Annotated in this window: 28 protein-coding genes; 10 read left to right on the top strand and 18 right to left on the bottom strand. The window is 67.4% G+C overall.

Features of this window, described 5'->3' with window-relative positions:
• The first annotated feature begins 25 nt into the window (after window positions 1-25).
• Entirely contained in the window at window positions 26-1756 is a 1731-nt protein-coding gene (locus tag R2707_18575) for an amidohydrolase family protein (protein MEZ5247099.1), read from the top strand.
• Here the strand turns inward: R2707_18575 and R2707_18570 are convergent.
• The 3 genes from R2707_18570 to R2707_18560 are packed head-to-tail and all read right to left on the bottom strand — an operon-like array spanning window position 1748 to window position 4159.
• Complete coding sequence (locus R2707_18570; GenBank protein ID MEZ5247098.1) at window positions 1748-2716, bottom strand: pyridoxal-phosphate dependent enzyme; 969 nt, start codon at window positions 2714-2716, stop codon at window positions 1748-1750. The two genes, R2707_18575 and R2707_18570, sit on opposite strands and share 9 nt — an antisense overlap.
• An 11-nt stretch (window positions 2717-2727) precedes the next feature.
• Window positions 2728-3777: a hypothetical protein gene (locus R2707_18565; protein ID MEZ5247097.1), complete on the bottom strand. Its 1050-nt coding sequence runs from the start codon at window positions 3775-3777 to the stop codon at window positions 2728-2730.
• Window positions 3778-3793: 16 nt separating this feature from the next.
• Entirely contained in the window at window positions 3794-4159 is a 366-nt protein-coding gene (locus tag R2707_18560; protein MEZ5247096.1) for a nuclear transport factor 2 family protein, read from the bottom strand.
• A 226-nt stretch (window positions 4160-4385) separates the two neighbouring features.
• On the opposite strand from R2707_18560, the gene R2707_18555 reads away from it, so the two are divergent.
• Window positions 4386-5408 (top strand): hypothetical protein, encoded by a 1023-nt coding sequence (locus tag R2707_18555; GenBank protein ID MEZ5247095.1) that lies wholly within the window; start codon window positions 4386-4388, stop codon window positions 5406-5408.
• A 12-nt stretch (window positions 5409-5420) separates the two neighbouring features.
• On the opposite strand, the gene R2707_18550 is transcribed toward R2707_18555, so the two are convergent.
• Genes R2707_18550 through R2707_18530 form a run of 5 tightly spaced genes read right to left on the bottom strand, consistent with a single transcriptional unit; the run spans window position 5421 to window position 11291 of the window.
• On the bottom strand, window positions 5421-6560 hold the full coding sequence (locus R2707_18550) for a serine hydrolase domain-containing protein (GenBank protein ID MEZ5247094.1): 1140 nt from the start codon (window positions 6558-6560) through the stop codon (window positions 5421-5423).
• A 1-nt stretch (window position 6561) separates the two neighbouring features.
• Window positions 6562-8619 (bottom strand): DUF6351 family protein, encoded by a 2058-nt coding sequence (locus R2707_18545; protein MEZ5247093.1) that lies wholly within the window; start codon window positions 8617-8619, stop codon window positions 6562-6564.
• Window positions 8620-8663: 44 nt separating this feature from the next.
• A complete protein-coding gene (locus tag R2707_18540) occupies window positions 8664-9479 on the bottom strand; it encodes an SDR family oxidoreductase (GenBank protein ID MEZ5247092.1) in 816 nt (271 codons plus the stop codon).
• Between the two features lie 30 nt (window positions 9480-9509).
• Window positions 9510-10745 (bottom strand): aspartate kinase, encoded by a 1236-nt coding sequence (locus R2707_18535; GenBank protein MEZ5247091.1) that lies wholly within the window; start codon window positions 10743-10745, stop codon window positions 9510-9512.
• Between the two features lie 30 nt (window positions 10746-10775).
• Window positions 10776-11291, bottom strand: a complete 516-nt coding sequence (locus R2707_18530) for a DUF4031 domain-containing protein (GenBank protein MEZ5247090.1) — start codon at window positions 11289-11291, stop codon at window positions 10776-10778.
• Between the two features lie 61 nt (window positions 11292-11352).
• Here R2707_18530 and R2707_18525 point away from each other — a divergent pair, with 61 nt between their 5' ends.
• Window positions 11353-11754 (top strand): hypothetical protein, encoded by a 402-nt coding sequence (locus R2707_18525; protein MEZ5247089.1) that lies wholly within the window; start codon window positions 11353-11355, stop codon window positions 11752-11754.
• 6 nt (window positions 11755-11760) lie between these two features.
• Here R2707_18525 and dut read toward each other — a convergent pair whose 3' ends face one another.
• The gene (gene dut, locus R2707_18520) at window positions 11761-12198 is read right to left on the bottom strand and encodes a dUTP diphosphatase (GenBank protein MEZ5247088.1); all 438 of its coding nucleotides are present in this window, start codon (window positions 12196-12198) and stop codon (window positions 11761-11763) included.
• A gap of 35 nt (window positions 12199-12233) precedes the next feature.
• Between dut and orn the strand changes: the two genes are divergently transcribed.
• The gene (orn, locus tag R2707_18515; GenBank protein MEZ5247087.1) at window positions 12234-12782 is read left to right on the top strand and encodes an oligoribonuclease; all 549 of its coding nucleotides are present in this window, start codon (window positions 12234-12236) and stop codon (window positions 12780-12782) included.
• Window positions 12783-12791: 9 nt separating this feature from the next.
• The gene (locus R2707_18510; GenBank protein MEZ5247086.1) at window positions 12792-13871 is read left to right on the top strand and encodes an MBL fold metallo-hydrolase; all 1080 of its coding nucleotides are present in this window, start codon (window positions 12792-12794) and stop codon (window positions 13869-13871) included.
• On the opposite strand, the gene R2707_18505 is transcribed toward R2707_18510, so the two are convergent.
• On the bottom strand, window positions 13852-14625 hold the full coding sequence (locus tag R2707_18505) for a thioesterase (GenBank protein MEZ5247085.1): 774 nt from the start codon (window positions 14623-14625) through the stop codon (window positions 13852-13854). The two genes, R2707_18510 and R2707_18505, sit on opposite strands and share 20 nt — an antisense overlap.
• A 443-nt stretch (window positions 14626-15068) precedes the next feature.
• Here R2707_18505 and R2707_18500 point away from each other — a divergent pair, with 443 nt between their 5' ends.
• The 3 genes from R2707_18500 to R2707_18490 all read left to right on the top strand — a co-directional run bounded on the left by R2707_18500 (window position 15069) and on the right by R2707_18490 (window position 17437).
• A complete protein-coding gene (locus tag R2707_18500; GenBank protein MEZ5247084.1) occupies window positions 15069-15437 on the top strand; it encodes a WhiB family transcriptional regulator in 369 nt (122 codons plus the stop codon).
• A 292-nt stretch (window positions 15438-15729) separates the two neighbouring features.
• Window positions 15730-16848 carry a cytochrome c biogenesis CcdA family protein gene (locus tag R2707_18495; GenBank protein MEZ5247083.1) on the top strand — a complete coding sequence of 373 codons (1119 nt, stop codon included), beginning with the start codon at window positions 15730-15732 and terminating at the stop codon, window positions 16846-16848.
• Window positions 16820-17437: a poly-gamma-glutamate hydrolase family protein gene (locus R2707_18490; GenBank protein MEZ5247082.1), complete on the top strand. Its 618-nt coding sequence runs from the start codon at window positions 16820-16822 to the stop codon at window positions 17435-17437. The genes R2707_18495 and R2707_18490 overlap by 29 nt, the downstream gene beginning before the upstream one ends.
• A gap of 4 nt (window positions 17438-17441) precedes the next feature.
• Here R2707_18490 and pdxH read toward each other — a convergent pair whose 3' ends face one another.
• Window positions 17442-18077, bottom strand: coding sequence for a pyridoxamine 5'-phosphate oxidase (gene pdxH, locus R2707_18485; GenBank protein MEZ5247081.1), 636 nt, complete (start codon window positions 18075-18077; stop codon window positions 17442-17444).
• Window positions 18078-18099: 22 nt separating this feature from the next.
• On the opposite strand from pdxH, the gene R2707_18480 reads away from it, so the two are divergent.
• Together R2707_18480 and R2707_18475 are read left to right on the top strand one after the other, a co-directional pair.
• Window positions 18100-18459 (top strand): CrcB family protein, encoded by a 360-nt coding sequence (locus tag R2707_18480; GenBank protein MEZ5247080.1) that lies wholly within the window; start codon window positions 18100-18102, stop codon window positions 18457-18459.
• Window positions 18456-18776, top strand: coding sequence for a CrcB family protein (locus R2707_18475; protein ID MEZ5247079.1), 321 nt, complete (start codon window positions 18456-18458; stop codon window positions 18774-18776). Before R2707_18480 ends, R2707_18475 begins: the two co-directional genes overlap by 4 nt.
• Here the strand turns inward: R2707_18475 and R2707_18470 are convergent.
• From R2707_18470 to coxB, 7 genes are read right to left on the bottom strand one after another with little or no spacing between them, the layout of a single operon-like run.
• Window positions 18769-19413 (bottom strand): class I SAM-dependent methyltransferase, encoded by a 645-nt coding sequence (locus R2707_18470; GenBank protein MEZ5247078.1) that lies wholly within the window; start codon window positions 19411-19413, stop codon window positions 18769-18771. The two genes, R2707_18475 and R2707_18470, sit on opposite strands and share 8 nt — an antisense overlap.
• Before the next feature lies 1 nt (window position 19414).
• On the bottom strand, window positions 19415-20704 hold the full coding sequence (serS, locus tag R2707_18465; GenBank protein ID MEZ5247077.1) for a serine--tRNA ligase: 1290 nt from the start codon (window positions 20702-20704) through the stop codon (window positions 19415-19417).
• Window positions 20705-20758: 54 nt separating this feature from the next.
• A complete protein-coding gene (locus tag R2707_18460; protein ID MEZ5247076.1) occupies window positions 20759-21661 on the bottom strand; it encodes a cytochrome c oxidase assembly protein in 903 nt (300 codons plus the stop codon).
• 4 nt (window positions 21662-21665) lie between these two features.
• Window positions 21666-22013 (bottom strand): cytochrome C oxidase subunit IV family protein, encoded by a 348-nt coding sequence (locus R2707_18455; GenBank protein MEZ5247075.1) that lies wholly within the window; start codon window positions 22011-22013, stop codon window positions 21666-21668.
• A gap of 14 nt (window positions 22014-22027) precedes the next feature.
• Window positions 22028-22675 (bottom strand): heme-copper oxidase subunit III, encoded by a 648-nt coding sequence (locus R2707_18450; GenBank protein MEZ5247074.1) that lies wholly within the window; start codon window positions 22673-22675, stop codon window positions 22028-22030.
• Window positions 22676-22677: 2 nt separating this feature from the next.
• Complete coding sequence (gene ctaD / locus R2707_18445) at window positions 22678-24696, bottom strand: cytochrome c oxidase subunit I (GenBank protein ID MEZ5247073.1); 2019 nt, start codon at window positions 24694-24696, stop codon at window positions 22678-22680.
• Window position 24697: 1 nt separating this feature from the next.
• On the bottom strand, window positions 24698-25984 hold the full coding sequence (gene coxB, locus R2707_18440; protein MEZ5247072.1) for a cytochrome c oxidase subunit II: 1287 nt from the start codon (window positions 25982-25984) through the stop codon (window positions 24698-24700).

Below are 25984 nucleotides of genomic sequence, written 5' to 3'. Positions count from 1 at the left end.
CACTTCTACTCGGAGGACGGCACACATGCTCGACGTGATCATCAAGGGCGGCACCGTGGTCGACGGCACCGGTGCCCCAGGGGTGCGGGCCGACATCGGCATCCGCGACCGACGCATCGTCGCGATCGGCGACGTCACCGAGGAGGCGAGGGAGACGATCGATGCGGTGGGCCTCACCGTGTGCCCCGGCTTCGTCGATCCTCACACGCACTACGACGCCCAACTGTTCTGGGATCCGCGGGCCACGCCGTCCAACTATTTCGGGGTCACCTCGATGATCGCCGGCAACTGCGGTTTCACCCTCGCCCCGCTGGGCGACGCAGCCGACGGCGAGTACCTCAAGCGGATGATGGTGAAGGTCGAGGGTATGGCGCTCGAGGCCCTCGAGCTGGGCGTGCCCTGGAACTGGAACTCCTTCGGCGAGTACCTCGACCGGGTCGACGAGAACGGCACCGCGATCAATGTCGGCTTCCTGGTGGGGCACTGCGCCCTGCGTCGTGTGGTGATGAAGGACGACGCGGTCGGCAACGAGGCGACCCCCGAGCAGGTTGCCGAGATGCGCCGGATGCTGAAGGAATCGATCGAAGCGGGCGGGCTCGGTTTCTCGACCGGCCGTTCGTTCACCCACAACGACTGGGACGGCAATCCCGTGCCGAGCCGTTGGGCGGCCGAGGAGGAAGTCCTCGAGCTCTGCCGCGAGACCTCCCAGCACGAGGGAACCACCCTCGAATGGGTGGCCGACGGGTGCCTCAACGGCTTCAACGACGGTGAAGTCGAGCTCATGACGAAGATGTCGATCGAGGGCAATCGACCGCTCAACTGGAATGTCCTCACCATCGACTCCGCCCGGCCCGAGGCCTACCTCAACCAGATCGACGCGTGCGAGAAGGCCAACGACGCCGGCGCCCGCGTGGTGGCCCTCACCATGCCGATCCTCGTCGGCATGAACATGAGCCTCGGCACCTTCTGTGCGCTCCATCAGTTGCCGGAATGGAAGACCGTCTTCGGTCTCGACGTTCCCGAACGCATGGAGAAGCTGCGCGACCCCGAGGTCGTGACCTGGCTCGAGAACCAGGCGGCACTGCCCGAGGCCGGGGTCTTCTCCCGCCTCACGGGATGGGACAACTATCTGGTCGGCGACACCTACAGCGAGGCCAACGAGGGCCTCAAGGGCCGCCGCGTGGGCGACATCGCCCGCGAGCGTGGCATGCGGGCGTTCCACACGATGGTGGAGATCTCCCTCAACGACGACCTCCGCACCGTCTGGTGGCCGCTGCCGACCGACGACGATCCCGAGAGCTGGCGCCTGCGGGCTCAGGCGTGGGAACACGACGCGGTGATGATCGGCGGGTCCGATGCCGGCGCCCATCTCGACCGGATGGCGGGTGCGCCCTACACCACCGCCTGGCTCGACGACTGCCTCCGCGGCCGCAAGCTCACCACGATGGAGAACGCGATCCGTCACCTCACCGACGTACCCGCCCGGCTGTTCGGTCTCCGCGACCGCGGTCGCCTCGAGGAGGGCTACTTCGCCGACATCGTGATCTTCGATCCCGACGAGATCGGCGCCACCGACGTCGAACTGGTCTTCGATCTGCCAGGCGACAGCCGACGCCTCTACTCGGAGGCCACGGGTATTCGTCGCGTGCTCGTCAACGGCGTCACCACCGTCGTCGACGGCACCGCCACCGACGCGCTTCCCGGCAAGGTGATGCGCTCCGGCGTCGACACCGACACCGTCACCGCCTCAGCCTGACGACGCGCCGCATCCGACCAGCTCGCCGAACCGGCGGGCGTCGATGTTGCCCCCCGAGAGGATCACCCCGATCCGATCACCCGGAATCGAGCCGGTCAGCACCGCCGCGAGCCCGCACGCACCGCTCGGTTCGAGCACGATCTTGCATCGCTCGAACGCGAAGATCATCGCCTCGCGGATCTGTTCGTCGGTCACGGTCACGATCTCGTTCACGCGCGCCTGCATGACTGCGAAGGTGGCCTCGCTCACCGAGGTGGTCTGTTGACCATCGGCGATGGTGCGGGGCGTCTCGATCGTCACGATCTCGCCGGATTCCAGCGAGCGCCTGGCGTCGTCACCGGCGGCCGGTTCCACGCCGATCACCGAGACGTTGCCCGCCGCCTTCGCGACGGTCGCGCTGCCGGCGATCAGGCCACCGCCGCCGACCGGCACCACGAGCGTGTCGAGCGGCCCCGACGATTCGAGGAGCTCGAGCGCCGCCGTCCCCTGGCCGGCCATCACCGGTCGATGATCGAACGGCGGGATGAGCGCGGCACCGTGCTCGGCCGAGAGCGTCGCACCGATCGCTTCGCGGTTCTCTCGATAGCGGTCGTAGGTGATCACCCGGGCGCCGTAACCCTCGACGGCCGCCCGCTTGATACCGGGCGCGTCGGAGGGCATCACGATCGTCGCGGGAATGCCGAAAAGCGACGCGGCGAGGGCCACCGCCTGGCCATGGTTGCCCGACGAATAGGCGACGACACCGCCGCGGCGAGCGTCGTCGTCGAGCACCGCCAGGGAGTTGTAGGCCCCTCGGAACTTGAACGAACCCGAACGCTGGAAGCATTCGGCTTTCGCGAAGACCCTCGCTCCGGCATGCGCGTCGAGCGTTCGGCTCGTCACCACCGGCGTGCGATGGACAACACCGTCGAGCTGCGCCGCCGCGGCATCGACCTCGTCGATCGACAGCAGCCCGTCCACGCCGGGCCGGTTCAGCTCGAGGCCGGGATCTGGAACCCGCGGGCGACCTCGGGCCGGCGCAGCTTCCAGATGAGACCGTCGTAGAAGAGATGGAGGGCACCGAGGGTCAAGAAGACCGCGGCGTAGACCTGGTAGCTCCCGAACGACCGCACCGCCCATATGAACACGGCGATGCCGACGGCGTAGGCCGCCATCAGTCCCAGCGGCCCGGGACGGCTCCGTACCGCTCGGCCGAGGGGCGCGCCACCGTCGGTGACCGCGTCGGGGTAGCGGTCCGCCAGATGGTTGTGGACGATGAGGTAGTACTCGGCGGCGTGGGAGCCCACGTAGCCGACGAACCCGGCCAACGGCGAGACCATCGTCAGTCCGATCAGCCCGGCGGTGGAACCGAGGTAGAGCCATTTGGCCGGGTTGACCTGGTCCGCCGCCAGCTCCTGGCGAAGCCACTGCACCACCAACACGGCCACCACCACGCCCATCAACGGGGCCAGGTAGCGAGCCACCGGGGCCGCGTTCGTCAGGATGTCGAGACCGCGTTGGTTGCGGCCACCGAGGCCTGCCGAGGCGATCCGGTCCGGGGTCGCCGAGTCGGCGGCGGCGACGAGGAGCGCGAGGACGAGCATCGACCAGAGCAGCCGATGTTCGACCGTACCGTCGCCCTGCCCGACCTTGCGTCCGTAGATCCGCGTGATGCCGTAGCGCTGCTGCAGGGTGTGCCCGGCGTTCCACACGCCCGCGACCACCGCGATGACCACCGGGTCGAGCTGGAGTCCGATCAGCACGAGCGACATGACGATGAACGGCGAGAGGCCGAAGATCACGGGACGCGAAGTCCGCACGTGGGGATCGGCGTAGACCAGCGGCATCGTGAGCGGCTGGTGCGAGACCGAGAAGACCAGGGTGGCGGCAACGAGCCACTCGAGGCGATCGGTCTGCCCGCTCCAGGCGAGCGCCGCCGCCGCGAACGGCACCCATGCGAACGCCATCAGCGCGTCCCACCCCGGCTGTCGAATCCAGCGGGTTCGTACCCGTGTCGAGACCGTCGATTCGATCGTCTGCATCACCGATCCGCCGGGGTCATCCGCCGGTGAGGCCGGCCATGTCGAAGTAGTCGCGCCATCGGGCAATCTTGCCATCTCGCAGCTCGAAGATGCCCATGACCTCGATGGGCGTCGGGTTGCCGGCGATCACGAACGTGTCGACCCGCTCGTTGAGCACGACGTCGCCCTCCGCCACCTCGTGCAGGGTCTCGAAGGAGATCGAGTCGGCCATCGCGAGGAATCCTTCGATCGCGGCACGTACCGCCTCGGTTCCCTCGGCGGGTTCCATCGGCATGTTGTGGTACACGATGTCGTCGGTGAAGTGCCCCATGATCGCCTCGATGTCCTGAGCGGCCCAGGCATCGGCCAGGGACGCCACCACCGCTCGGTTCTGCGCCGTCATCTTGCACTCCTCGTGGTCGGTCGAAGGCCGGATGGCCCGGACGCGAGTCTCGCGCATCCGGCGTGGGCCGTTCGACCCAGCTCGCGGAGAAGATGGGCCGATCGACTCCCCACCGTCGGCGAGGTTCCTCTACACCCGCGGCGATTGTGTTCCGAAGACACGGGTGACCGGCGAGCGTGCGGATCAACCCGCCACCCGCACACGCGAACGGATCGGAGGTGGATCGATGCAGCAGCGCACCGGCAGCGTCTATCTCGACGCCCCCATCCGGGCGTCGCGCGTCCCGACCAAGTCGCCGGCCGGGATCCGTGCGCGCGGAGCCGCGCTCCTCGTGGGCATCGGTGTGGTTGCCGTCACGATCACCGCCGTGATCATCGGTCTCCGGCTCCTCGTGATCGACGCCGAGCCGTCGCTACGGGCGTTCGATTCGATGCTCGACGATCCGCTCGCCCGCGAAGAGATCCAGGCCGAGTTGGCCGTGGGGATCGAGAACGGACTCGTCGGCGACGACCTGGCCGCCGTCGCCGCCGCCTACGGCCTGGACGTGACCGAGGAGGCCAACCGCGTCTCGGGGCTCGTCCTCGACGACGAACTCGTACGGGCCGAACTCCATGCCGTCGCCGCCGAGATCCACTCCCGGGTGACGGTCGAGCACGATCCGGATGTGGTGGATCTCACCGCACTGAGCACTGCGGTCCGCGCCGTCATCGAGGCGAACTCGCCGCGTCTGGCGTCGATCATCCCGGCCGACGCGATGCTGTGGACCATCGACGGCGACACCCTTCCCGACTTCACCACTGCCGCCGATCTCGCCGCCCGGACCCTGCGCGCCTCGTTGCTCGCCTCGCTGCTCGTTCCCATCGGGCTCGCCCTTCATCCCCGACGCCATCCGCTGGCCGGATGGATCGGCCGCTGGGTCGTCGGCTTCGGGCTCATCTGCGCCATCGCCGCGGTCGCCCTGCCCTACCTGATCGGCGAACTGACCGGCTATCGGTCGGCCGAGATCGCCGTCCGATCGGTGAGCCTGAAGCTGCTCGCACCCGCCGTGCTCAGCGGCATCGTCGGGATCGGGCTCACGTCCTTCGCCGGAGTCCTGCGCAAGCGGGAGCAGCGGCGGGTCACCGACGAGGGCGCAGCGGCCGCACTGGGGTACAACGAACCGCCGTTCTGGCAGCAGACGTCGACCCCCTCCCTGGACCTTCCGTCCCGGGGTCTCGTCGATGCCGGCCACCCCCTGACCAACATCTGAGCAGCGGACCGGTCACGCGTCCCGGATACGCCGCGCGCTCTCGTGGGCGGCGAAGATCACCCGGGCCGAGCGGATGCCGCCGGTGGCGCCGTCCTGCATGCGGTTCATCACGTAGACGGCGGTGAGCCCGTGCTCGACGTCGACCACCGCCATCGAGCCGCCCCAGCCGGCCCACAGCAGGGTGCGGTCGTTGGTGCCCATCGGGATGCCCTCCGACGGCATGCCGAACCCGATACCGAACTTCACCGGGATACCGAGCACCAGATCGATCCCGTCGGCCTGCACCTCGAAGCAGCGCTCGATCGTCGCCTCGGAGAGGACACGGTGGCCGTCGACCACACCGCCTCTCGCCAGGCAGGAGACGATCCTGGCCACCGAGCGGGCGTTGCCGTGGCCGTTGCTCGCCGGCTGCTCGAAGCGACGCCACCGATCGGTGTTGACCATCGAGGCATGCGACGGTTCGCCCTGGGACTGCCGCGCCGCGATCGAGTCGCCCACGGCGACGCTGACATCGATCTCGTCGGTCCGGACCTCGGCGATCCGTGGGAACGCCGAGTCGGGGGTGCCGATGTGGAAGTCCGCTCCGAGGGGACCCGCGATCTCCTCCCGGAAGAACACACCCAACGAGCGGCCGTCGACCCGACGGACGATCTCGCCGAGCAGCGGCCCCTGGGTGGACGAGTGGTAGCCCGACGCCGTGCCGGGCGGCCACCAGGGCGCCTGGCGGGCCAGCCGGGCCGCGCAGCCGACCGTGTCGTACATCTCCTCCTCGGTGATCGGCGGGTCATAACCCGCCAATCCCGCGGTGTGGCTCAGCACATGCCGAACACGCACACCCTGCTTTCCCTCGACCGCGAACTCGGGCCAGTGGTCGGCGACGGGGTCGTCGACCGAGAGTTCACCACGATCGTGCAGCACCAACACACAGAGGGCGGCCATCATCTTCGTGGTCGACCAGACGTTGACGATCGTGTCGCGTTCCCATGGAAGGGTCGCGGCGACGTCTCGGTGGCCACCCCACAGGTCGACGACGAGCTCGTCGCCGTGGATGACCGCGCACGATGCCCCGAGGTCGCCCTGGGCGAAGTTCTCGGCGAACCCGTCGTGTACCGCCGAGAACGCCGGGTCGACATGGCCGTGGATCTCGACCATGTCAGTACTCCAACCAGGTTCCGCGCAGCGGCACCTGCCCGACCCCGGCGGCGGTGTAGTCACACACGCCGTCGGGGAAGACGAGCTCCAGACGGGCGAACTGTTCCGGACTGAACTCGACCTCGTAGTCGTCGGGTTCGGGGGTCTTCGTGGTGCACTTGAGGATGTCGTTGGCAAGGGGTTGACCGGCTGCGGTACGCGGGTCGCCGTGGTAGGGATAGGCCTCGGCGCACGGCTCACCGTCGTCGAACACGTCGTCACCCACGATGCGGACGTCCTCGATCACGCAGTCGTCGGCCACGCCCTCGGGTCGGGTGCCCGTCGACGCCCACTCGACGAGCAGATCGGCGATGTCGGTCTCGGAGGGAACGACCTGTCCCTCGTCGACCAGCGGAGCGTCACCACCGCCCACGAGGGTGAGGAGCCCCGAACCGCTCCGGGTCCAGATGACGCGGTTCCCGGCGGGGCTGCCGTCGTCGTTCGCCATCCGGGCCCGGATGGTGAACAGCCGGAAGCGGTCGTGGATGTCGTAGCCGAAGTCGCTGTAGAGGTCGACGTCGATGATGGGGACGTCGAGAACACCACCGTCGCCGCGCAGCACCCGGCCGGTGGCGTAGGTCAGCTCGATCACGTCGGGGTCGGCAGCGGCCCGTTCCGCGACGATGTCGCCGTCGATGTCGTAGCCGCCGATCGCCTCGTTGAGATCGAGGAACTGGTCGACGCTGATCACGCCGGCCTCGAGGGCGTCGAGCCCGTACTGCACGCCGACGTTGTCGAGCGGCCGCCGCCCGAAGCCGTTCTCGTCGACGCCGAAGAGGTTCGAGGCCGAGTCCTGGAGCGTGCACCGGATGCCGTCCGGGTTCGTGTCGGCGTCGTAGATCTCGGCGAGCGGGACCGACTCGTCGCAACCCCGGTCGGCGTAGACGCTGGGGAGGAACAGCTGCGACCACGCCTCGCAGAACTGCACCGTCCCGTGGCCGTTGACCGCCAGCTGTTGTTCGGGGGTGAACGATGCACCGGCCTCGCTCCCGTAGAACTCGAGCAGGAGTCCGCAGTCGGTGACCCCGCCGGAGATCGTGGCGCTGTCGGGGAAGCTCACGCTGGCGTGCACCGCATCGAGGAGCCCCGGATAGTTCTGCACGATCGAGTACTGCTGGATGGCGCCGCCCGAGCCTCCTCGACCGATGGTGAGGCCGATCGGACCGGCCAGTTCCTCCACCCGTTCTCTCGTCATCATCAGGGTCTCGGCCGAGAGGACGTCGTTGCAGTGGGCCTGGAACACGTTGAGCGAGGAGGTCGCCAGGATGTAGCCCGCCTCGAGCGCGTCGGCATCGAGAACCGACGAGCCCGGCACCAGCCCGCTCGCCTGGATGTGGCCATTGCCGCAGCCCCCACCGAAGAGGTAGATCAGGTGTTTCCCGGCGGGAATCGGATCGGCACCGAACGAGGGATCGGCCACCGCGATCGAGTAGATCCCCCGATTGATCGTGCCCGTCTCGAGCCGGATCGGCGTGATGCCGTCCGGGACGTCGTCGGTCTCGACGAACCCGTCGTCGCCGACGTAGCCGAACTGCACCGAGGTTTCGGCCGAACAGTCGTCGTCGCCGGTCGGCGTGAGCCCGTAAACGTCGAGCGCACAGAAGAACGGCTCCTGGTGCGGACCGGAGAACACCGGCCCGGTGATCGGATGGTTCACCACATCGACACGACTGCCGCCCGCCTGGATCGTCGACGCCCCGAGACCGAGTCCTCGGACCACGTGGTAGCCGTTCCCCCGGGAGGTCGAGTCGAGCGCGACACCGTCGACCGTGAACGTCGGTTCGTCCTCCGGGCCGTCGTAGTGGACGAGGACGTCGCCGCCCGTCACGTACTCCGCCCTGCCCACCACCTCGAGCGCCCCGGCCACCGCCGCCGACCCATCGTCGACCCCCGTGTCGGCGTCGGTCGTGTCGTCCGCCGCTGCGGCCGGGTCTGCGTCGGTGGCAGGATCCGCATCGTCGGAACAGGCCGAAGCCAGCAACGCGAGCAACAACAGGACGGGAACCGTGCGGCGAACCATGGCAAGGAGCTACTCCGCCTGAGGCGGCCTGTCCAACCGCCGGGTCAACCGAGCAGGCCGCGTTCCTTCACGATCTTCTGGGCCGGGACGATCCGGCCGCGGTATTCCGCTGCATCGGGACTCGTGCAGATCCAGGCCACGGCGGCACCGATGGCCTGTGGTGTGCCTGCGGTGAAGTTGCCTTCGTACTGCTTCGCCCGTCCGGCGGCGACCTGCCGTTCGGTCGGCACGTGCCCGGGATCCACGCTGAAGGCATGGATGCCGTCGTCTGCGTGCTCGACTTCGAGCAGCGGAGCGACGCGTTCGAACGCGGCCTTCGTCATCGCGTAGCCCATCCCCCAACCACCGCTGCCGATCCGGTTCTTCGGCGTGGCATAGGCGGTGGCCGAGATCATGTTCACGACCGTGCCACCGCCGGCCGCGATCATGGCGGGCAAGAGCTCGTGGAGCAGCGCGATCTGGGCGAAGACATTGCCTTCGAAGAGCTTGCCGATCTGGTCGTCGTCGAGGTCGAGGAACTCGACCATCGCCCCGGGCCCCTGGTAGATGGCGTTGTTGACGACGACGTCGATCCGGCCGAACGCGGCCAGCGCGTCGGCAACGGCGGACACGACGGTCGGGCGATCGAGGAGATCCATGAACAGCGGCACGGCCCGGCCACCGGCCGCCTCGATCGCCGACGCCGTGGTGTCGAGTCCTCCAGGGACGACGATCGTCTCGTCATCTTCGAGTCGCCGTTCACCGTCGACCATCGTCCGGGCCGTGATCGCCACGTCGTAGCCGGCCTCGGCGAGGGCGATGGCGATCGCCTTGCCGAGACCGCGACTTGCGCCGGTGACCAGTGCGGTGGGTCGCTCCATGGTCGACGACAGTAGCCCCACCGTCGTGGATCAGGGGTCGTCGCGGTCCTCGGGCGCCTTGTCGAGCTGGAACGCTTCGTGCAACGCGGCGACGGCGTCCTCCGCCATGTCCTCGCGGACAACGCACGAGATCCTGATCGCGGAGGTCGAGATCATCTCGATGTTGATCCCGATGTCGGCCATGGTCTCGAACATGGTTGCGGCGACGCCCGGGTTGGTCTGCATCCCGGCGCCGATGAGACTGACCCGGGCGATGTCGTCGTCGATCAGCACCGCGTGGGAACCGAGCTCGCCCGTGATCGCGGCGATGGCGGGCTGCGCGGCGCCGACCTGCTCGTGCGGCAACGTGAAGCTGATGTCGGTGCGTCCTTCGGCCGACACGTTCTGCACGATCATGTCGACGTTGACCTCGGCATCGGACAGGGTGCGAAACAGCAGGGCCGCCACGCCGGGCCGGTCGCTCACCCCCGAGACCGTCATCTTGGCCTCCGAGGTGTCGTGCGTGACCGCAGAGATGATGGCGCGTTCCATGGTGGCCTCCTCGGTGACCCAGGTTCCCGGAATCCACGAGAACGCGCTGCGGACATGCAGGGCGACACCGTGAGAACGGGCGAGCTCGACCGACCGCATGGCCGGTTTCGGACAACCGGTGGCGGTCATCTCGAGCAGTTCGTCGAATGAGATGTGGTCCATCTTCCGGGCGTTGGCGACCACACGGGGATCGGTGGTGAACACACCGGGGACGTCGGTGTAGAGCTCGCAGGCATCGGCGCCGAGCGCATGGGCGAGGGCAACCGCCGTCGTGTCGGATCCACCACGACCGAAGAAGGTGACGTCGTGCTCGGTGGACACGCCCTGCGAACCGCCGACCACGGGCACCCGGCCGGCATCGAGCGCTTCGCGGACCCGGTAGGGGTTGACGTCGAGGATCTTCGCGTTGCGGTGCGTGCTGTCGGTCAGGAAGCCCGCCTGACTGCCGGTGAACGAGTCGCTCTCGATCCCCTTGTCGTGCAACGCCATCGAGACCAGTGCGCAGGCCTTGCGCTCTCCGCCCGTGATGAGCATGTCCATCTCCCGGCCGGGTTTGGTGGTCGAGACCTGGTCGGCGAGCCGCAGCAGTTCGTCGGTCTCCTTGCCCATGGCCGACACGACGAGCACGACCTGATCGCCCTTCTTGCGGCAACGGGCGACATGATCGGCCACTTCCCGGATGCGATCGGGGTCTCCGACGGAGGTGCCGCCGAACTTCTGCACGTAGAGAGCCACGGCCAAAAGGCTACCGGCCCGGCGCCGCACTCAAGCCGGATGGAAGAGCTCCACACTCCACGTACCGTCGGCTCGACGGCCCGTCGCGTGGGGCTCGGCCGGCCCTGGGACGGCCACCGTCGCCGGGAGATCACACAGCAACACCCGCTGCCGCGCGTCGACGAAGAGACCGACATCGGCGAGGGTCGTGTCGATCTCGAGGCGGTCGACGCGGACCAGCAACTCTCCGACGACGTCGGCCATCACCGCGACACCCGATGGCCACGTACCGACTCGCTGCCACATCGGCTTGTCGGCACGATTGCGCAACCCCGCCCGACGCAGTCGACGCACCAGGTCCCGGCTGTCGACGAGTTCGGCGCCGAGTGCGAGCGCCCGGTCGCGATCCACCTCGTGGACGTCGTAGTGGTCACCCTGGAACCCGAGCCGACGCACCCCGAGACGACGAGCGAAGTCGTGCAGCTCGTCGTAGGACCGGTCGCTGACGAGATGGGCCCAGCGCCCGCCGCGCCATTCCCACCGAGCGTCGTCCACCAGCACAGCCACGGATCGACGCTAGCGGCCGGCGCGGTCGGCTCTCGGCCCGCCGCCGTGCCAGACTCGGGCCGTGTCCGAGACCGATGCGAGCGAGATCCTGCTCCGGGTGCCCGCACGGGCGCCCTACGCGAGAATCGTCCGGGTCGGCGCTGCCTCGCTCGCGATCCGCCAGGGCATGGGATTCGGGGAGATCGATGATCTCCGGCTCGCCATCGACGAGGCGATGATCGTGCTTCTCGATGGTCTCGACGAGGACGCCGACGCCGACATCGACATCGTGTTCAAGCTCACGGAGGGCCGCTTCGAGCTGGAAGCGACGCGAGACGGCGGGCACCAGGTCGGAGAAGCGGCCGTCCACCGCTTCGATGCGATCGCGAGCGAGCTCGTCGACGACTACGACGTCGACCCGGCGCGAGGCTGGCTGCGATTGCGCAAGACGCCGGCCGACCGGGCCGACGAGCCCGACGAGTAGCGGCGTTCAGCGCCCGCTCGACCCGAACCCCGTGTCGCCGCGGTCGGTCTCGTCGAGCACGTCGACCTCCATGAACCGGACATGCTCGACGGCCTGCACCACCAGCTGGGCGATCCGTTCCCCGCGGACGACCTCGAACGGCTCGTCGGGATCGAGATTGACGAGGCACACCTTGAGCTCGCCGCGATAACCGCTGTCGACCAGACCGGGAGTGTTGAGGACCGTCACTCCATGGGAGAGGGCCAGCCCGCTGCGGGGTTGCACGAAGCCGGCGTAGCCGTCGGGCAGCGCGATCGCGATGCCGGTCGGAACCAGCGCTCGTCCACCACGGGGCTCGAGGATGACGTTCTCACGGGCGACGAGGTCGACCCCCGCATCGCCGACTTTCGCGTAGGCCGGTAGGGGGAGTTCGGGATCGAGGCGCAGCACGGGAAGATCAATCACGACCCGACCCTACCCAGCCCGTCTACCCTGGCCCGATGCTCGCCTGGATGGATCTCGAGATGACCGGTCTCGACCCTGCACGTCACACGATCGTCGAGATCGCCACCCTCCTGACCGACGACGACCTCGAAGTGATCGCCGAGGGCCCCGACCTGATCGTGCACGCCACGGCCGATCAACTCGCCGAGATGGACGACTTCGTCACCAACATGCACACACGCAGCGGGCTGCTCGAGAAGATCACGACCTCGCCGCTCAGCCTCGAGGAGGCCGGGCGCCAGACCATGGCGTTTCTGCGCGAACACATTCCGGAGGCACGATCGGTCCCGCTGTGCGGCAACTCGATCGGCACCGACCGGCGCTTCCTCGCGACCCAGTTGCCCGAGATCGAGGAGTTCCTGCACTATCGCTCGGTCGACGTGTCGACGCTCAAGGAACTCGCCCGGCGTTGGCATCCCGAGGCGTTCGCGTCGGCACCGAAGAAGGCCGCCGGTCATCGTGCACTCGACGACATCCGGGAAAGCCTCGACGAACTACGCCACTATCGCACCACGCTCTTCGTGAGTTCGGCTCCGCCCCAATAGGGTGCCGGGGTGCCCGAACCCGTCTACACGAAGCAGGAACAGGAGCCGGCCTCCGAAGAAGTGATCGAGGTCGCGCCCGGCGTCTTGCGCCTGCAGCTCCCGATCTCGATGCCGGGGCTCGGCCACGTCAACACCTACGCCCTCGAAGACGAGCGCGGGTTTGCTCTCGTCGACCCGGGTCTGCCGGGTCCCGAGTCGTGGGCAGCGCTCATGGACCGGCTGAAGACCGCCGGAATTCCCCTCCAGCGGGTCCACACCACGATCGTCACGCACTCCCACCCCGACCACTTCGGGGGCGCCGACCAGCTCAGCGAAGAGGCCGGGGCCGACGTCCTCACCCACGAATCGTTCCGGTCGCTGGTGGCCGAGACCAACGACGACCTCGACATGGATCTCCTCGATGCCGACGAGGAGGAGCTGATCGAGCTCTGGAAGCGCAAGTTCGCATCGTTCGAGCCGACGCCCTGGGGTACCACGAGGGAGCCGCCACCCGACGACGCGATCCGTCGGTGGATCACGATGGGGCAGGGTGGCCACAAGCGGTTCCGCGGCCCCGAGCCGACGATTCGGGTGGCCGACACCGACCCCGTCCGCCTCGCCGGCCGCGACTGGTTCGCCGTCCACACGCCGGGACACACCACCGACCATCTCTGCCTGTTCGATCCCGAGGAGGGCGTGCTGCTGTCCGGCGACCACGTCCTGCCCACCATCACGCCACACATCGCCGGCTCCACCGATGTCGACGATCCGCTGGCGACCTTCTTCCGCTCGCTCGACAAGGTGGCCGCGCTCGAAGGCCTGACCTGTGCCCTCCCCGCCCACGGTCATCCGTTCGAGGATCTTCCCGGTCGGTGCACCCACATCCGTGAACACCACGACGAGCGGCTCCAGCTCCTCCGAGACGCCCGGCACGACAATGTCGACGCGCCGGTCGACGCATGGATGAAGGTCCTCTTCAAGGAGCGGTCGTGGGGCGAGATGGCGGCCAGCGAGACCTACGCCCATCTCGAACACCTCCGGGTCATCGGTGAGGCGACCGCTCGTCGCGATGCCGACGGCCTGCTCCGTTTCAGCCTTCCGTCGGCGTAGCCCCATCGCGCAGCGGACGGACCCGGGCCACGCTGCCGGCGACACCGTCGGTGGTGAGCCAGGTGTCGATGCCGCCGTCGACGGATCGCCACTCGAGGCGCACATCGGTCTGCGGCTCGACCCCGGGCCCGTGCTCGAGCTCGGCCCGTACCGGGAACTTCGTCTGTCCCGACCGTTCCAGGGCCTCCTCGACCGCCATCCACTGTGCCGCGTTGTTGACATGGCCGAGGACGTCGAGGTCGCCGAAGCGCACCGGCCACTCGTCGTCGATCACATCGTCGGGCCAGGCCGAGGGCAGGGAGTTGCGGGCGGAGATCTGACGATCACCGGCCGTCTCACCCCAGATGTCGAAGAAGTCGGGCGGGAGCTTGGCCGGCCGACCCGTCGCGGCATCGACGAAGACCCACACGGTCGACCCCTCGACGTGGGCGCCTCGTTCACCGCGGATCTCGGTGCGGCGCTCGGCCCACCGACCGCCGAAGCCACTGCACCAGGTCGCGATGTCGAGCCACTCCTCGAACACCGGTGGTCGCAGGACCTCGAGCATCGTGCGCCGCACGACCCAGTTCATCGGATCGGACAGGTTGGAGTCGGCAGAATCATCGCGGGCGACGTCCTGGAGATGCCGGACGAGCGCATCGAGGCGACAGCGGCCGGTGGGATCGACGTCGGCGAGACGCACGCGTCGCCCCGTGGTGAAGATCCGCCCCCGAGCCGGGCGCGGAGTGATTTCTGCGGCACCGGGTTCGGCCATGCGCCGCACCGTATCGGGCCGCATCGGAGGGAAATCCGAGAAAGTCGAATTAATTCGGTTGACGGACGCCCGATCGTCCGCGACCGTGTCCCCTGCCGGAGAGACCGGTCGCGACAGGAGTCGTCATGAACACCTTCATGTGCAACGAGCATCAGAACGGCCACAACGCCGACGCCGCTCGTGCGCGCGTGAACGTGCGTACGGCTCTCGTCATCTCGACCTCGTGGGCATTTGCCACGAAGCCGTATGGCGACCAGCGGCCCTCCGGAGCCTCTCCCGGGTGACACCACCGTCACCCAGAAACGGGAGAGAAGCACTGAGGCCGCCGGAACATCCGGCGGCTTTTCCGCTTTTCGGGCATCGACCGAAACGTCAGACCAGCAACCAGCAACACCAGAACAAGAACAACAAGCAACACACCCACCAGGGAAGGAGACGAGGTCATGGGACTCCTCGTCGACACACAACTCACCGGCAGACCACTCACCCTCGACGAGACGTGGGAGGACCGCGCGGCCTGCCGCTCGGTCGACAACGCGGCGGACCTCTTCTTCAGTGAAGACATCGGCGAGATCGCGGCCGCGAAGCAGGTCTGCGCCGAGTGCACGGTTCTCGCATCGTGCCTCGAGGGGGCACTCGAACGGCGGGAGCCGTGGGGGGTCTGGGGCGGACAGCTGTTCATGAACGGCAAGATGCTCACGGTCAAACGCCGTCGGGGTCGGCCGCCGAAGGTCGCCCGCCCCGAGGACCAGATGCCCGTCATCCCCGTCCCGGCCCACCTCGTCGACCGCGCGGAGCGGCTGACGGCCTGACCACCACATTCCCCCACGCGGCAGTGATGCCGGCGTGGTGTCGCACTCCATGACTCCCCCGGGCCCGGGCAACGGCTGAAGCGAGCCCCGGCCTCTCATCGGAGCGGCACTGCGCCGGCAGCGCCATGTCATCGGAACATCGGGGGCGGTCAGCGGGTTTCCCCGCCGACCGCAGCCGACCCGCAGTGTGCGGGTAGCGTTTTCGTGGAGTTCCCATGACCCTTCCCCATCCCGCCGCCACCCTGTGCAGCCTGTTCGACCTGTTCACCCTGTGCGACGGGGAGATCCGCTGATGGGCGAGTTCGCCTGGCCCTTCGGTCTCGGGATCTTCGCCGCGTTCAACCCGTGCGGATTCGCGATGCTGCCGGCGTACCTCTCGTACTTCCTCGGCATCGAGAGCAAGGAGCACGATCAGCGACGGCTGACGACCGTCGTCCGGGGCCTCGTCGTCGGCCTCGTGATGACGATGGGGTTCGTCGCCGTGTTCGGCACCTTCGGGATCCTCTTCGCCACCGTGATCAACCAGGGGGACGTCGCCGACTACGTCCCCTATGTGATCGTCGCGATCGGTGTGCTCCTGATCCCGCTGGGCATCAGCATGCTGCTCGGTCGGGAGCTCAACCTCAGGCTCCCGAAGATGAACAAGGGGACGGGAAGCCGCAATCTCGGTTCCGTGTTCATGTTCGGTGTCAGCTACGCAGTGGTCTCGTTGTCGTGCACCGTCGGCATCTTCATCTCGGGCGTGAGCAGCTCGTTCTCGTCGGACGGCGTCGCCCGCGGCACCGGCAACTTCCTCGCCTACGCCATCGGCATGGGCGTGGTCATCACGTTCCTCACGATGAGCCTTGCCCTCGCCAAGAGCAATGTCGCCACGAACATGCGACGCCTGCTCCCCTACATCGGCCGGATCTCGGGCGTGCTCCTCGTCCTCGCCGGCATCTACATGATCGACTACGGCATCTGGGACTACCAGGTCGTGATCAACAACGAGTTCGACGCCGGAAACCTGCTGGTCGATCACTTCCTCGAGTTCCAGGAAGCGGCGAGTTCGTGGATCCAGGAGACGACCACGGAGCGGATCGGGCTGATCTCGCTGTTGGGCATCATCGGGGCGCTCGTCGTCGCGTGGCGAGACGACCTCGACGACGCCGTGGCCCGGATGGCGGTCGGGATGGCCTATGTCGTCGGCTATCTCCTCGTCGAGATCTACAACGGCGGTGAGTTCATTCTCCTGCCGCTCGTCCGGTTCTTCGGCGGCTGGCCCGAACGCATCGGCCACTGGGTCGCCGATCCGGGCCGCGGCGGCGTCCCGCTCGAGATGATGGTCGTCGGCCTGGTCGGTTGGATCGTGGTGCGGCGGGTGAATCGGTATCGTCCGCAGCATGTTGCGCGACCTGCTCGCACGTCCTGAGGTCACCGAGATCTGCGAACTCCGCAGTTCCTTCGGCATCATGGCGTTCCACGGGGGCAACCTCGAACGCTGCACCGACGTGATCGCCGCCGAGGTCGCCGAGAGAACCGACGCGTCGCTCTACGCCGTGGTCCAGGCGCCACCGCTGCGCCAACACATCCCCTCGACGGCGTTCGATCCGACCCACTCGAGCGCGTTGGCCCGTTTCGTCGACCATGTCGACATCGTCATCGCGATCCACGGCTACGGCCGCGAGGACCGCTTCTGGGACCTGCTCCTCGGCGGGCGCAATCGCGCCCTCGCCTCCCACGTGGGCGCCCACCTGCGCGATGGGATCGACGAGCGGTTCGGGATCATCGACGAACTCGACGACATCCCCAGGGGCCTGCGCGGGCAGCACCCCGCCAATCCCGTCAACCTTCCCACCCAGGCCGGCGTGCAGATCGAGCTGCCGCCGACGACCCGGTGGAATCGCGAAGAGGCGGAGTGGTCGGATTGGCAGGGAACCGGTCGAGCGCCTCAGGTCGATCAACTGATCGACGTGCTCTGCGCCGCGGTGGACTCCTGGGCGCCTGCACCGACCCACTGAAGGCTCACGGAGCGAGACGGACGACCATCCAACTCCCGTCGCCCGACAATCGGTACTCGAGACGATCGTGGAGACGATCGGGGCGCCCCTGCCAGAACTCGACCGCCAGAGGACGGATCAGGTAGCCGCCCCAGTGGGGAGGACGGGGAATCTCGCCGGGGTAGCGGCGTTCGATCTCTGCGAAGCGTGCGTCGAGAACGGCCCGCGACGCCACCACGCTCGACTGGTCGCTGGCCCACGCCCCGATCCTGGCCCCCCGGGGCCGGGACGCGAAGTAGTCGTCGGACTCGGTGTCGGCAACGTGCTCCACCGTGCCGACCACACGGACCTGTCGTTCGATCTCGCGCCAGACGAACGTGAGGGCCGCCCGGGGGGCCACTTCGAGGGCCCGCCCTTTCGCCGAATGGCGGTTCGTGAAGAAGACGAACCCTCGCTCGTCGGCTCCCTTGACCAGCACCGCCCGACACGACGGCCAACCGTCGGCGTCGACGGTCGCCACCGTGGCGAGGTTGGCGTCGTAGGGCTCCGTCGACACCCAGGATCGAAACCACTCGTCGAACTGGTCCATCGGCGTCGCGGCGAGATCGGACTCGTCGAGACCCATGAGGCCGTACTGTTCGCGCATCGCTGCGAGGTCCATCGCCGCAGCCTACGGTGCGACCGTGGAGCTACCGAAGGCGACCCTCGTCGCTCTGGGCGGCATGGCCGGCGCCGCAGCGCGATGGGGCGCACTCGAACTCGCCGACGGTTCGGCGTGGGCGCTCGTCGCGGTCAACAGCCTCGGCGCGTTCGTGCTCGGTCTGGTCGCCCACGGTCTCCTTCGCGGAAGGCCCGACCTGCGACTCGTCGCGGGAGTCGGCTTCTGTGGCGCCTTCACGACCTTCTCGACGCTCGCCGTCGACATCGCACGGGATCTCGACCGCGGGGCGACCGGCGACGCGGTGCTCTTGCTGCTCGTCAGTCTCGTGGCCGGCCTCGGGGCCGGCTCGCTCGGCATGCGCGGCCGCCGGAGGACCCCGTGATCGTCGTGGCATTCCTGGGTGCAGCGGCGGCCGGCACGCTGGCCCGGTGGCGGCTCTCGGTCGTGCTGCCCCCGCTCACCGGAACCCTCGTTGCCAACCTGGGCGGCGCCTTCGCGCTCGGTCTGCTCAGCGGGTCGTCGGCGACGAGCACCACGATCGTCGGGATCGCAGCCCTCGGTTCGCTCACGACGTTTTCGACGCTCGTGATCGAGATCCTCGAGCTGGGCCGAACCCGACCCCGACGTGCGCTGCTCTACGCGGCGGCAACCATCGTCGGCGGCATCGGCCTGGCGTGGGTGGGCGTGACCCTCAGCTGAGCGAGGCCGCCCGGCGAGCCACGCACCATGTGCCCGCACCGGCCCGAGATGCATCGGCGAACCACCGGCCGGGGAGCGCGTCGACCACGGCCTCGGCCGAGAGGTGGATCGGCGTCGCCTCACCGAGGGTGTTCACCCAGACGAGCGTGCCGGACGGCGCCAGCACCCGTTCGACCTCGGCGGGGAACAGCAACATGTTGAGCAGGACCAGCACATCGACCGAACGGTCGGCCAGCGGCAGACGGCTCGCATCGGCGCGGGTCCATGGCGCGAGATCCGGTGGTGCCTGGGCGAGCATCCCGGCCGACAGGTCGATCGCGGCGTGGACCGGCCGGAAGCGGGTGATGACCCTGGTGCCGATGCCCGTGCCGGCGCCCAGCTCGACGAGCACCCCCTCGGGGAGCTCGCAACGTTCGAGCGCATCCTCGAGTGCGACCAGACGCTCCGGCACATCGTGGGCGTGCCACCCTTCGGCCATCGAATCGAACAACGCCTGCACCGCGGCGCGGTGTTCGGAATCGAAGGCCTCGCCGGCGGCCATGTCGTTGGTGACGACCCGCATCGGATGATCATGGTGGTTCGGTTCGGGCGCGTCGACGGCCAGCACCGGCGGAAGGTGACGGACCGTTCCCGCCATCTCAGAGCGGCGCCGGGATCTCCGTCATGCCGCCCAGATACGGGAGCAGCACGTCGGGCATGCGAACCGAGCCGTCGGCCTGGCGGTAGGTCTCGACGATCGCAGCCCAGACCCGCGGCACGGCGAGGCCCGTACCGTTGAGGCTGTGGACGTATTGGGTCCCCTTCTCCTCGTCGGGGCGGTAGCGGATGTTGGCCCGCCGGGCCTGATAGTCGGTGCACCACGACACGGATGAGACCTCGAGCCAGCGGTCGGCGCCCGGTGCGAACACCTCGATGTCGAAGGTTCGTGCGCCGGCTCCGCTGATGTCGCCACACGCGAGGTCGAGCACTCGATGGGCAAGACCCAGATCGCGCATGGCGTCCTCCGCCCGGGCCAGGATCTCCATGTGCATGTCCTGGGCCTGATCGGGCGTGCAGAAGGCATAGAGCTCGACCTTGTCGAACTCGTGCACCCGCAGCAGACCCCGGGTGTCACGCCCCGCCGAGCCCGCCTCACGACGGAAGCACGAGGTGTGGGCCATCAACCGCAGCGGCAGATCCGCCTCGTCGAGGATCTCACCGGCCACCATCGACGTGAGCGGCACCTCGGCGGTCGGAATCGCCCAGAGGTCGTCGCGTTCGAGGTGGTAGGCGTCGTCGGCGAACTTCGGGAGATGACCCGTGCCGACCATCGTCTCGGTCTTCACGACGGTGGGCGGGCGGATCTCCTCGAACGCGTCGCGGTTTCTGTCGAGGCCATAGGAGATGAGGGCCCGCAGGAGGCGGGCTCCGGCGCCGCGGTACATGACGAACATGGATCCCGACATGCGCACGGCCCGCTCGGGATCGAGGATGCCCAGCTGTTCGCCGATCTCCCAGTGGGGCACCCGCTGGTGGTCGGCGTAGGAGGCCGGGTCGTAGTCCTCGACCCGGACCACGACATTGTCGTCTTCGGTGAGACCGTCGGGCGCGTCGGGCGCCGGCATGTTGGACACGTTGAGCAGGAGCGAACGAATGGACGCAGCCAACTCGTCGGCCTCGTCGCTCAGCTCCTTCTCGCGGTCACCGAGGTCGCGACTCTTCGTCTGGAGCGCGGCGGCCTCGTCGGATTTCCCGGCCTTGTGGAGGGCACCGACCTCCTTGGAGATCTGCTTCACCTCGGCTCGGATGTCGTCGCGCTCGGTACCGATGGCGCGGACCCGCTGGTCGAGGCGGACGACGTCGTCGATCGCCGACGTCGACTCGCCCCGACGTGCGATCGCCGCCTTGACGGCCTCCGGATCGGCGCGGATCAGCTTGATGTCGAGCATGACGAAGACGGTACCCGGTGGCTCACCCGAGAGGTTGCCAAATTCGTCGTGGGATCAGTGCGTCTGAGGTTCGCGGGGAGGGTCGCCGGCCTCGTCGAACGCCTTGGCGACGTCGGAGTAGGTCAGACGGGTCCGGCCCTTGCGATTGTCGAGGTCGGCCTTGCGCAGCGCTGCCGTGTAGCGGAAGAAGCGGACCGCGATCATCCCCCAGAGATAGAAGCCGCCGACCACCTTCATGATGACGCCGGCCAGCTGCTGGTCGTTGGTCGGCGTGAGGCCCCAGAGGTGGGCGTCGTTGTCGTACGCCTTGTAGACGATGCCCTCGGCGAAGGTGAGCCAACCGGCGGGGACGGTCGGGACGATCGACATCAAGAAGAGGTACACGAGCTTCCCGGGCTCGGTCATCTGTACTTCCTTGAGCGGCCCGAGCACCGGGAACCACATGAGCAGGGCCGAGAAGAAGACGCCGAGGTGCAGCAGGTAGTGGAACGCACCGTTCTTGACGCTGACGTCGACGACGGCGGTCCAATGGGTGAGCACCTGGAACACGTTGAAGATCACGCCGGCGACCACGGGGCGGGTGAGCAGCCGCAGCACCTTCGAGGTGAGACCTCCGTCGAGGACGAGAAGGCGGGCCAGCCATTCCGGCATGGCCGACAACAGCAACGGCGGCACGATGAACGCGATGAGCAGGTGCTGGAACATGTGGACCGAGTAGAGGTAGTCCTCGGCGATGTCGTGCATCGGATAGTCGGCGGCGACCCAGAGCAGCAGCACACCGGCGAAGAAGTAGCGCTTCTGCGTCTTCGTGACGACTGGTGTGCCTTCGGCGACGACGAGCGGCCCGATCGCGCGCACCGCGTAGACACCGAGACCGACGATGCCGGCGATGAGGATCCACACCTCGGGGTGGGCCTCGAAGGCCCACGGGTTCACGGCGAAGAGGTTCGCCGTCATGGCATCAGGCCCAGAACTCGAAGGCGCTGAGGGCGATCGCGTAGACGCCGGTTGCCAGGATGAGACCGGCGACGAACATCCGACCGAAGATCGGGTTGTCGAACCGCAGGTGCATGAACCAGGTCGCCACGAGGAAGAACTTCACGACCATCAACACCATCAGCGTGGCGATCGTGACCGAGTTGTTCTCGAAGATCGGGATCGCCGACTCGAAGTACGTCAGCACCTCGATACCGGTGAAGGTCGCCAGAATCAGAGCGATCTTGATGTAGGCCCAGTCGGACGGATGCTCATGGGACTTCTCGTGACCCTCGTGGGTCTCGACTGCCTCGGAAGTTGCTTGTTCAGACACGTTCTCAGCTCCGCTCAGTCGACCGGGATCAGGTAGATGACCGTGAAGATGAAGATCCAGACGATGTCGACGAAGTGCCAGTACAGGCCGACGATCTCCACTGTCTCGGTGTTCTTCGGGGTCAGCTTCCCCTGTTTGGACGCAACGAAGAGCGACATCAACATGACGATGCCCAGGGTCACGTGGACACCGTGGAACCCGGTCAGCGTGTAGAAGGCCGAACTCGCCGGGTTGTGGGTGAAGCCCACGCCCTCACGCAGGAACGCGGTGAACTCGTAGACCTGCCCGCCGATGAAGATGCCGCCCAGCATGGAGGTGGTGAGCAGCCATGCCCGGGTGGCCTGGTTGTCGCCTCGGGTCAGGGCCGACAGCGCCAGCACCATGGTGAGCGAGCTCATGAGGAGCACGAACGAACTCACGGAGGTGAAGGGGATGTCGAAGAGGTCGGTGGGGATCGTCGTGTTGTCGGGCCCGGGACCACGGCGGGTCTTGTAGAGCAGATAGGTCGAGATCAGCCCGCCGAAGAGGAGGCACTCGGAGCCGAGAAACGTCCACATCGCCAGCTTCGTGTTGGAGATGCCGGTCGAGGTGCCGTGCTCGCCATGGCCGCCGTCGTGGCCGTCGGAATGGGTGTCAGGGCTGTCGATGGTCGCGGTCGCCATGATCATTCCCCTCCTTCGGCGCCGGCGGTGGCCGGCTCGCGCTCGGTGGCGACGGCGTCGTCATCGCCGCCGTCGTCGTGGTGATCATCGTGGCCGCCGTGGCCGTGGTCGGCATCGGGGTCGTCGACCGGTTCGAGGGCCCACGAGTACATGGCCAGCCCGGTGAGGGCGCCGCCGACGACGCAGAGCCACAGGTTGAAGATGAGGCCGTAGCCGATGAGCGGCAGGCCGACCGCCAGCACGAGCGGCCAGAACGACGGAGCGGGCAGGTGCACGCCGGTGGCCGAGCCGTCCTGTGCGACCTCTTCGGTGGAAGCGACGCGGACGACGCGTCCGTCGTCGTCGTAGCCGTACTTGCGGTGCCACCACTCGTCGACACTCTCGATGACGGGGATGGTGTCGAAGTTGTGCTCCGGCGACGGCGACGGGATCATCCACTCGAGGCTGCGGGCATCCCACGGGTCGGGACCCGGTGCCGGCTTGTTCGGCGCGTCGCGGTGCGACTTCCACACGTTGAAGAAGAAGATCAGCACGCCGAGGGCGATGGTGAACGACCCGATCGTGGCGACCAGGTTCCAGAGTTCGAACCCGAAGCCAGGTGAGTAGGTGTCGATGCGGCGGCTCATGCCCTGCAGGCCGAGGATGTGCATCGGACCGAAGGTGAGGTTGAAGCCCACCAGGATCACCCAGAAGTGGATCTTGCCGAGGGTCTCGTTGAGCATGTAGCCGAAGATCTTCGGCCACCAGAAGTAGATGCCGCCCATGAGACCGAGCACACCGCCACCGAAGATCACATAGTGGAAGTGCGCCACGATGTAGTAGGTGTCGGTCTGCTGGGTGTCGGCCGGAGCCAGCGCGTGGGTCACACCGGACAGACCACCGATGGTGAACATCGCGACGGTCCCCACGGCGAACAGCATCGCCGTCGTGAAGCGCAACTTGCCGCCCCACATCGTGGCCAGCCAGTTGAGGATCTTCACACCGGTCGGTACCGAGATGAACATCGTCGCCAGCGAGAACGCGGCGACCGAGAACGGTCCGATCCCCGAGACGAACATGTGGTGGGCCCACACGCCCCAGCCCATGAAGCCGATCGCGATGCCCGAGAACACCATGAAGGAGTAGCCGAAGAGCGGCTTGCGGCTGAAGGTCGGGATGATCTCCGAGATGATCCCGAAGCTGGGCAAGATGATGATGTACACCTCGGGATGGCCGAAGATCCAGAACAGATGCTGCCAGAGCAAGGGATCGGCCCCCATCTCCGGATTGAAGAACTGGGCATCGAAGACCCGGTCGAACATCAGCAGGAACAGCGCCACCGTGATGACCGGCAGGGCGAACAGGAGCAGGAACTGGGTGACCAGCAGCATCCAGGTGAGCATGGGCATGCGGAACAGGGTCATGCCCGGCGCCCGCATGTTGAGCACCGTGACGATCAGGTTGATGGCCGACACCAGTGAGGCGATACCGGCGATCTGCAGACCGATGACGTAGAAGTCCACACCGTGGGTCGGCGAGAAGGCGAGACCGCTGTTGGGGGAGTAGCAGAACCACCCACAGTCGGCGCCGCCACCCCCGACGATCCACGAGGTGTTGAGGAAGATCGCGCCGGAGATCCAGATCCAGAACGACAGCGCGTTGAGGCGCGGGAACGCCACGTCACGGGCGCCGATCTGGAGCGGGATCAGATAGTTCGCGAACGCGGCGGCCAGCGGCATGATGAACAGGAACACCATGGTGACGCCGTGCATCGTGAAGACCTGGTTGTAGACGTCGGCCGAGAGGATCTGGCCTTCCGGCGCGGCGAGCTGCAGGCGGATCAACAGCGCCTCGATGCCGCCCACGACGAAGAAGAACATCGCGGCGACGCCGTACATGATGCCGATCTTCTTGTGGTCGACGGTGCTGAGCCAGTCCTTCCAACCGTTGCCACCCTGGGGCCGGGTGAGCACACCGAGGGGACGCTCGACCGTGGAGGGCTCTCCGGTTGTCAGGGCGAGGGGTTCTTCGATAATCGCCATCTCACTCCACCTCCGTCGCCTGGATCATCTCATCGGTCGGGCGGGGGCCCAACGTCTGGAGGAAGGCGATCACATCGTCGATTTGTCGTTCACTCAGTGCCAGGGTCGGCATGCCTCTGGGCAGCTGTCCGTCGGGCAGATTGTTGGCGAAGTTCGCCTTGATCTCCTCGGGATTGCGGATCCAGGCCGCCAGGTCGTCGCGGTTGAACGACCCGTCTTCGTTGTAGAGGTTGAGAATGCCGCCGGCGAACGTGGTGCGGTTCGCGAGATGGGTCAGGTTGGGAGCCGACCCGGAAACCACCGCGGCACCGTTGTAGTTGAGATCGTTGAGACCGTTGACGAGGTGGCACGAGGCGCACTGGGTCACGAAGACGTCGAGGCCCCGGGCGACCTGGCTCGGGTTGGCAGGCAGTGTGGCGCCGCCCGTCTCACGGTAGGACGCGACGTAGGGCTGCAGTTCCTCACCGAATGTCGCCGGTGACATCTGCATGTCGATCCACTGCTGGAAGTCGGCCTCGGTCATCCCGATGGCCTGCATACGCATACGACTGTGGGACAGGCCACAGAACTCGGTGCACTGACCGAAGTAGATGCCCGGGTCGTCGGCCTCGAGCTTCCACGGCGAGAAACGACCCGGGACAGCGTCGCGCTTGCCGTTGAGGGCCGGGATCCAGTGCGAGTGGATGACGTCGCGAGACGTGACGACCAGGTCGATCTCGACACCGACCGGGAAGGCGAACTGGCCCGACGTGACGATGTCGGCCGGGGGAAGGTCGCGCGGGTTCTCGAGCATCGACGGATCGAGATCGAACTCGTCGAGGTAGTAGCGGTACTCCCACCACCACTGCTGGCCGACGACGACGATGGTCGGGTCCCACATGCGAGCCTCGCCGTCGACCTCGATCTCGATCGCGGCGGCCTCGTCCTTGTTGATCGCCACATGGGTGACGATGGTGGCGACCGCGATGGCCGCCATGATCACGGCAGGCAGGATCGTCCAGGCGATCTCCAGCGAGTTGTTGTGGGAGACCTGCTCGGGGAACTCGTCGTCGCCTTCGTAGGTGGCCACCCGGTTCTTGATCGAGAGATAGAGCACGGCGCCGCAGACGAGCACCAGGATGATGCCTGCGACGATGAACACCGGCAGGACCAGACCGTAGATCTGGTCGGCCGTTTCGCCCTCGGGCTTCAGCGTGTCGAGCTCGGCATCGCTCGCGCATCCGGCGAGCACCAGGCCCAGCAGAACGACGACGCCTGCGCCGGGGAGACGGCGCCGGAAGTTGAACAT

The organism is Acidimicrobiales bacterium, assembly GCA_041394245.1.
Taxonomy (GTDB): Bacteria; Actinomycetota; Acidimicrobiia; order Acidimicrobiales; family Aldehydirespiratoraceae; genus JAJRXC01.
The sequence above is the reverse complement of the archived record's forward strand: the minus strand, read 5'-3'. Positions and strand labels throughout refer to the sequence as shown.

Coding starts and splice junctions, on each gene's coding strand:
- R2707_18575 (MEZ5247099.1), top strand. CDS start 26: ATGCTCGACGTGATCATCAAGGGCGGCACCGTGGTCGACGGCACCGGT.
- R2707_18565 (MEZ5247097.1), bottom strand. CDS start 3,777: ATGCAGACGATCGAATCGACGGTCTCGACACGGGTACGAACCCGCTGG.
- R2707_18560 (MEZ5247096.1), bottom strand. CDS start 4,159: ATGACGGCGCAGAACCGAGCGGTGGTGGCGTCCCTGGCCGATGCCTGG.
- R2707_18555 (MEZ5247095.1), top strand. CDS start 4,386: ATGCAGCAGCGCACCGGCAGCGTCTATCTCGACGCCCCCATCCGGGCG.
- R2707_18550 (MEZ5247094.1), bottom strand. CDS start 6,560: ATGGTCGAGATCCACGGCCATGTCGACCCGGCGTTCTCGGCGGTACAC.
- R2707_18545 (MEZ5247093.1), bottom strand. CDS start 8,619: ATGGTTCGCCGCACGGTTCCCGTCCTGTTGTTGCTCGCGTTGCTGGCT.
- R2707_18540 (MEZ5247092.1), bottom strand. CDS start 9,479: ATGGAGCGACCCACCGCACTGGTCACCGGCGCAAGTCGCGGTCTCGGC.
- orn (MEZ5247087.1), top strand. CDS start 12,234: ATGCTCGCCTGGATGGATCTCGAGATGACCGGTCTCGACCCTGCACGT.
- R2707_18505 (MEZ5247085.1), bottom strand. CDS start 14,625: ATGGCCGAACCCGGTGCCGCAGAAATCACTCCGCGCCCGGCTCGGGGG.
- R2707_18500 (MEZ5247084.1), top strand. CDS start 15,069: ATGGGACTCCTCGTCGACACACAACTCACCGGCAGACCACTCACCCTC.
- R2707_18495 (MEZ5247083.1), top strand. CDS start 15,730: ATGGGCGAGTTCGCCTGGCCCTTCGGTCTCGGGATCTTCGCCGCGTTC.
- R2707_18490 (MEZ5247082.1), top strand. CDS start 16,820: ATGTTGCGCGACCTGCTCGCACGTCCTGAGGTCACCGAGATCTGCGAA.
- pdxH (MEZ5247081.1), bottom strand. CDS start 18,077: ATGGACCTCGCAGCGATGCGCGAACAGTACGGCCTCATGGGTCTCGAC.
- R2707_18470 (MEZ5247078.1), bottom strand. CDS start 19,413: ATGGCGGGAACGGTCCGTCACCTTCCGCCGGTGCTGGCCGTCGACGCG.
- serS (MEZ5247077.1), bottom strand. CDS start 20,704: ATGCTCGACATCAAGCTGATCCGCGCCGATCCGGAGGCCGTCAAGGCG.
- R2707_18460 (MEZ5247076.1), bottom strand. CDS start 21,661: ATGACGGCGAACCTCTTCGCCGTGAACCCGTGGGCCTTCGAGGCCCAC.
- R2707_18450 (MEZ5247074.1), bottom strand. CDS start 22,675: ATGGCGACCGCGACCATCGACAGCCCTGACACCCATTCCGACGGCCAC.
- ctaD (MEZ5247073.1), bottom strand. CDS start 24,696: ATGGCGATTATCGAAGAACCCCTCGCCCTGACAACCGGAGAGCCCTCC.
- coxB (MEZ5247072.1), bottom strand. CDS start 25,984: ATGTTCAACTTCCGGCGCCGTCTCCCCGGCGCAGGCGTCGTCGTTCTG.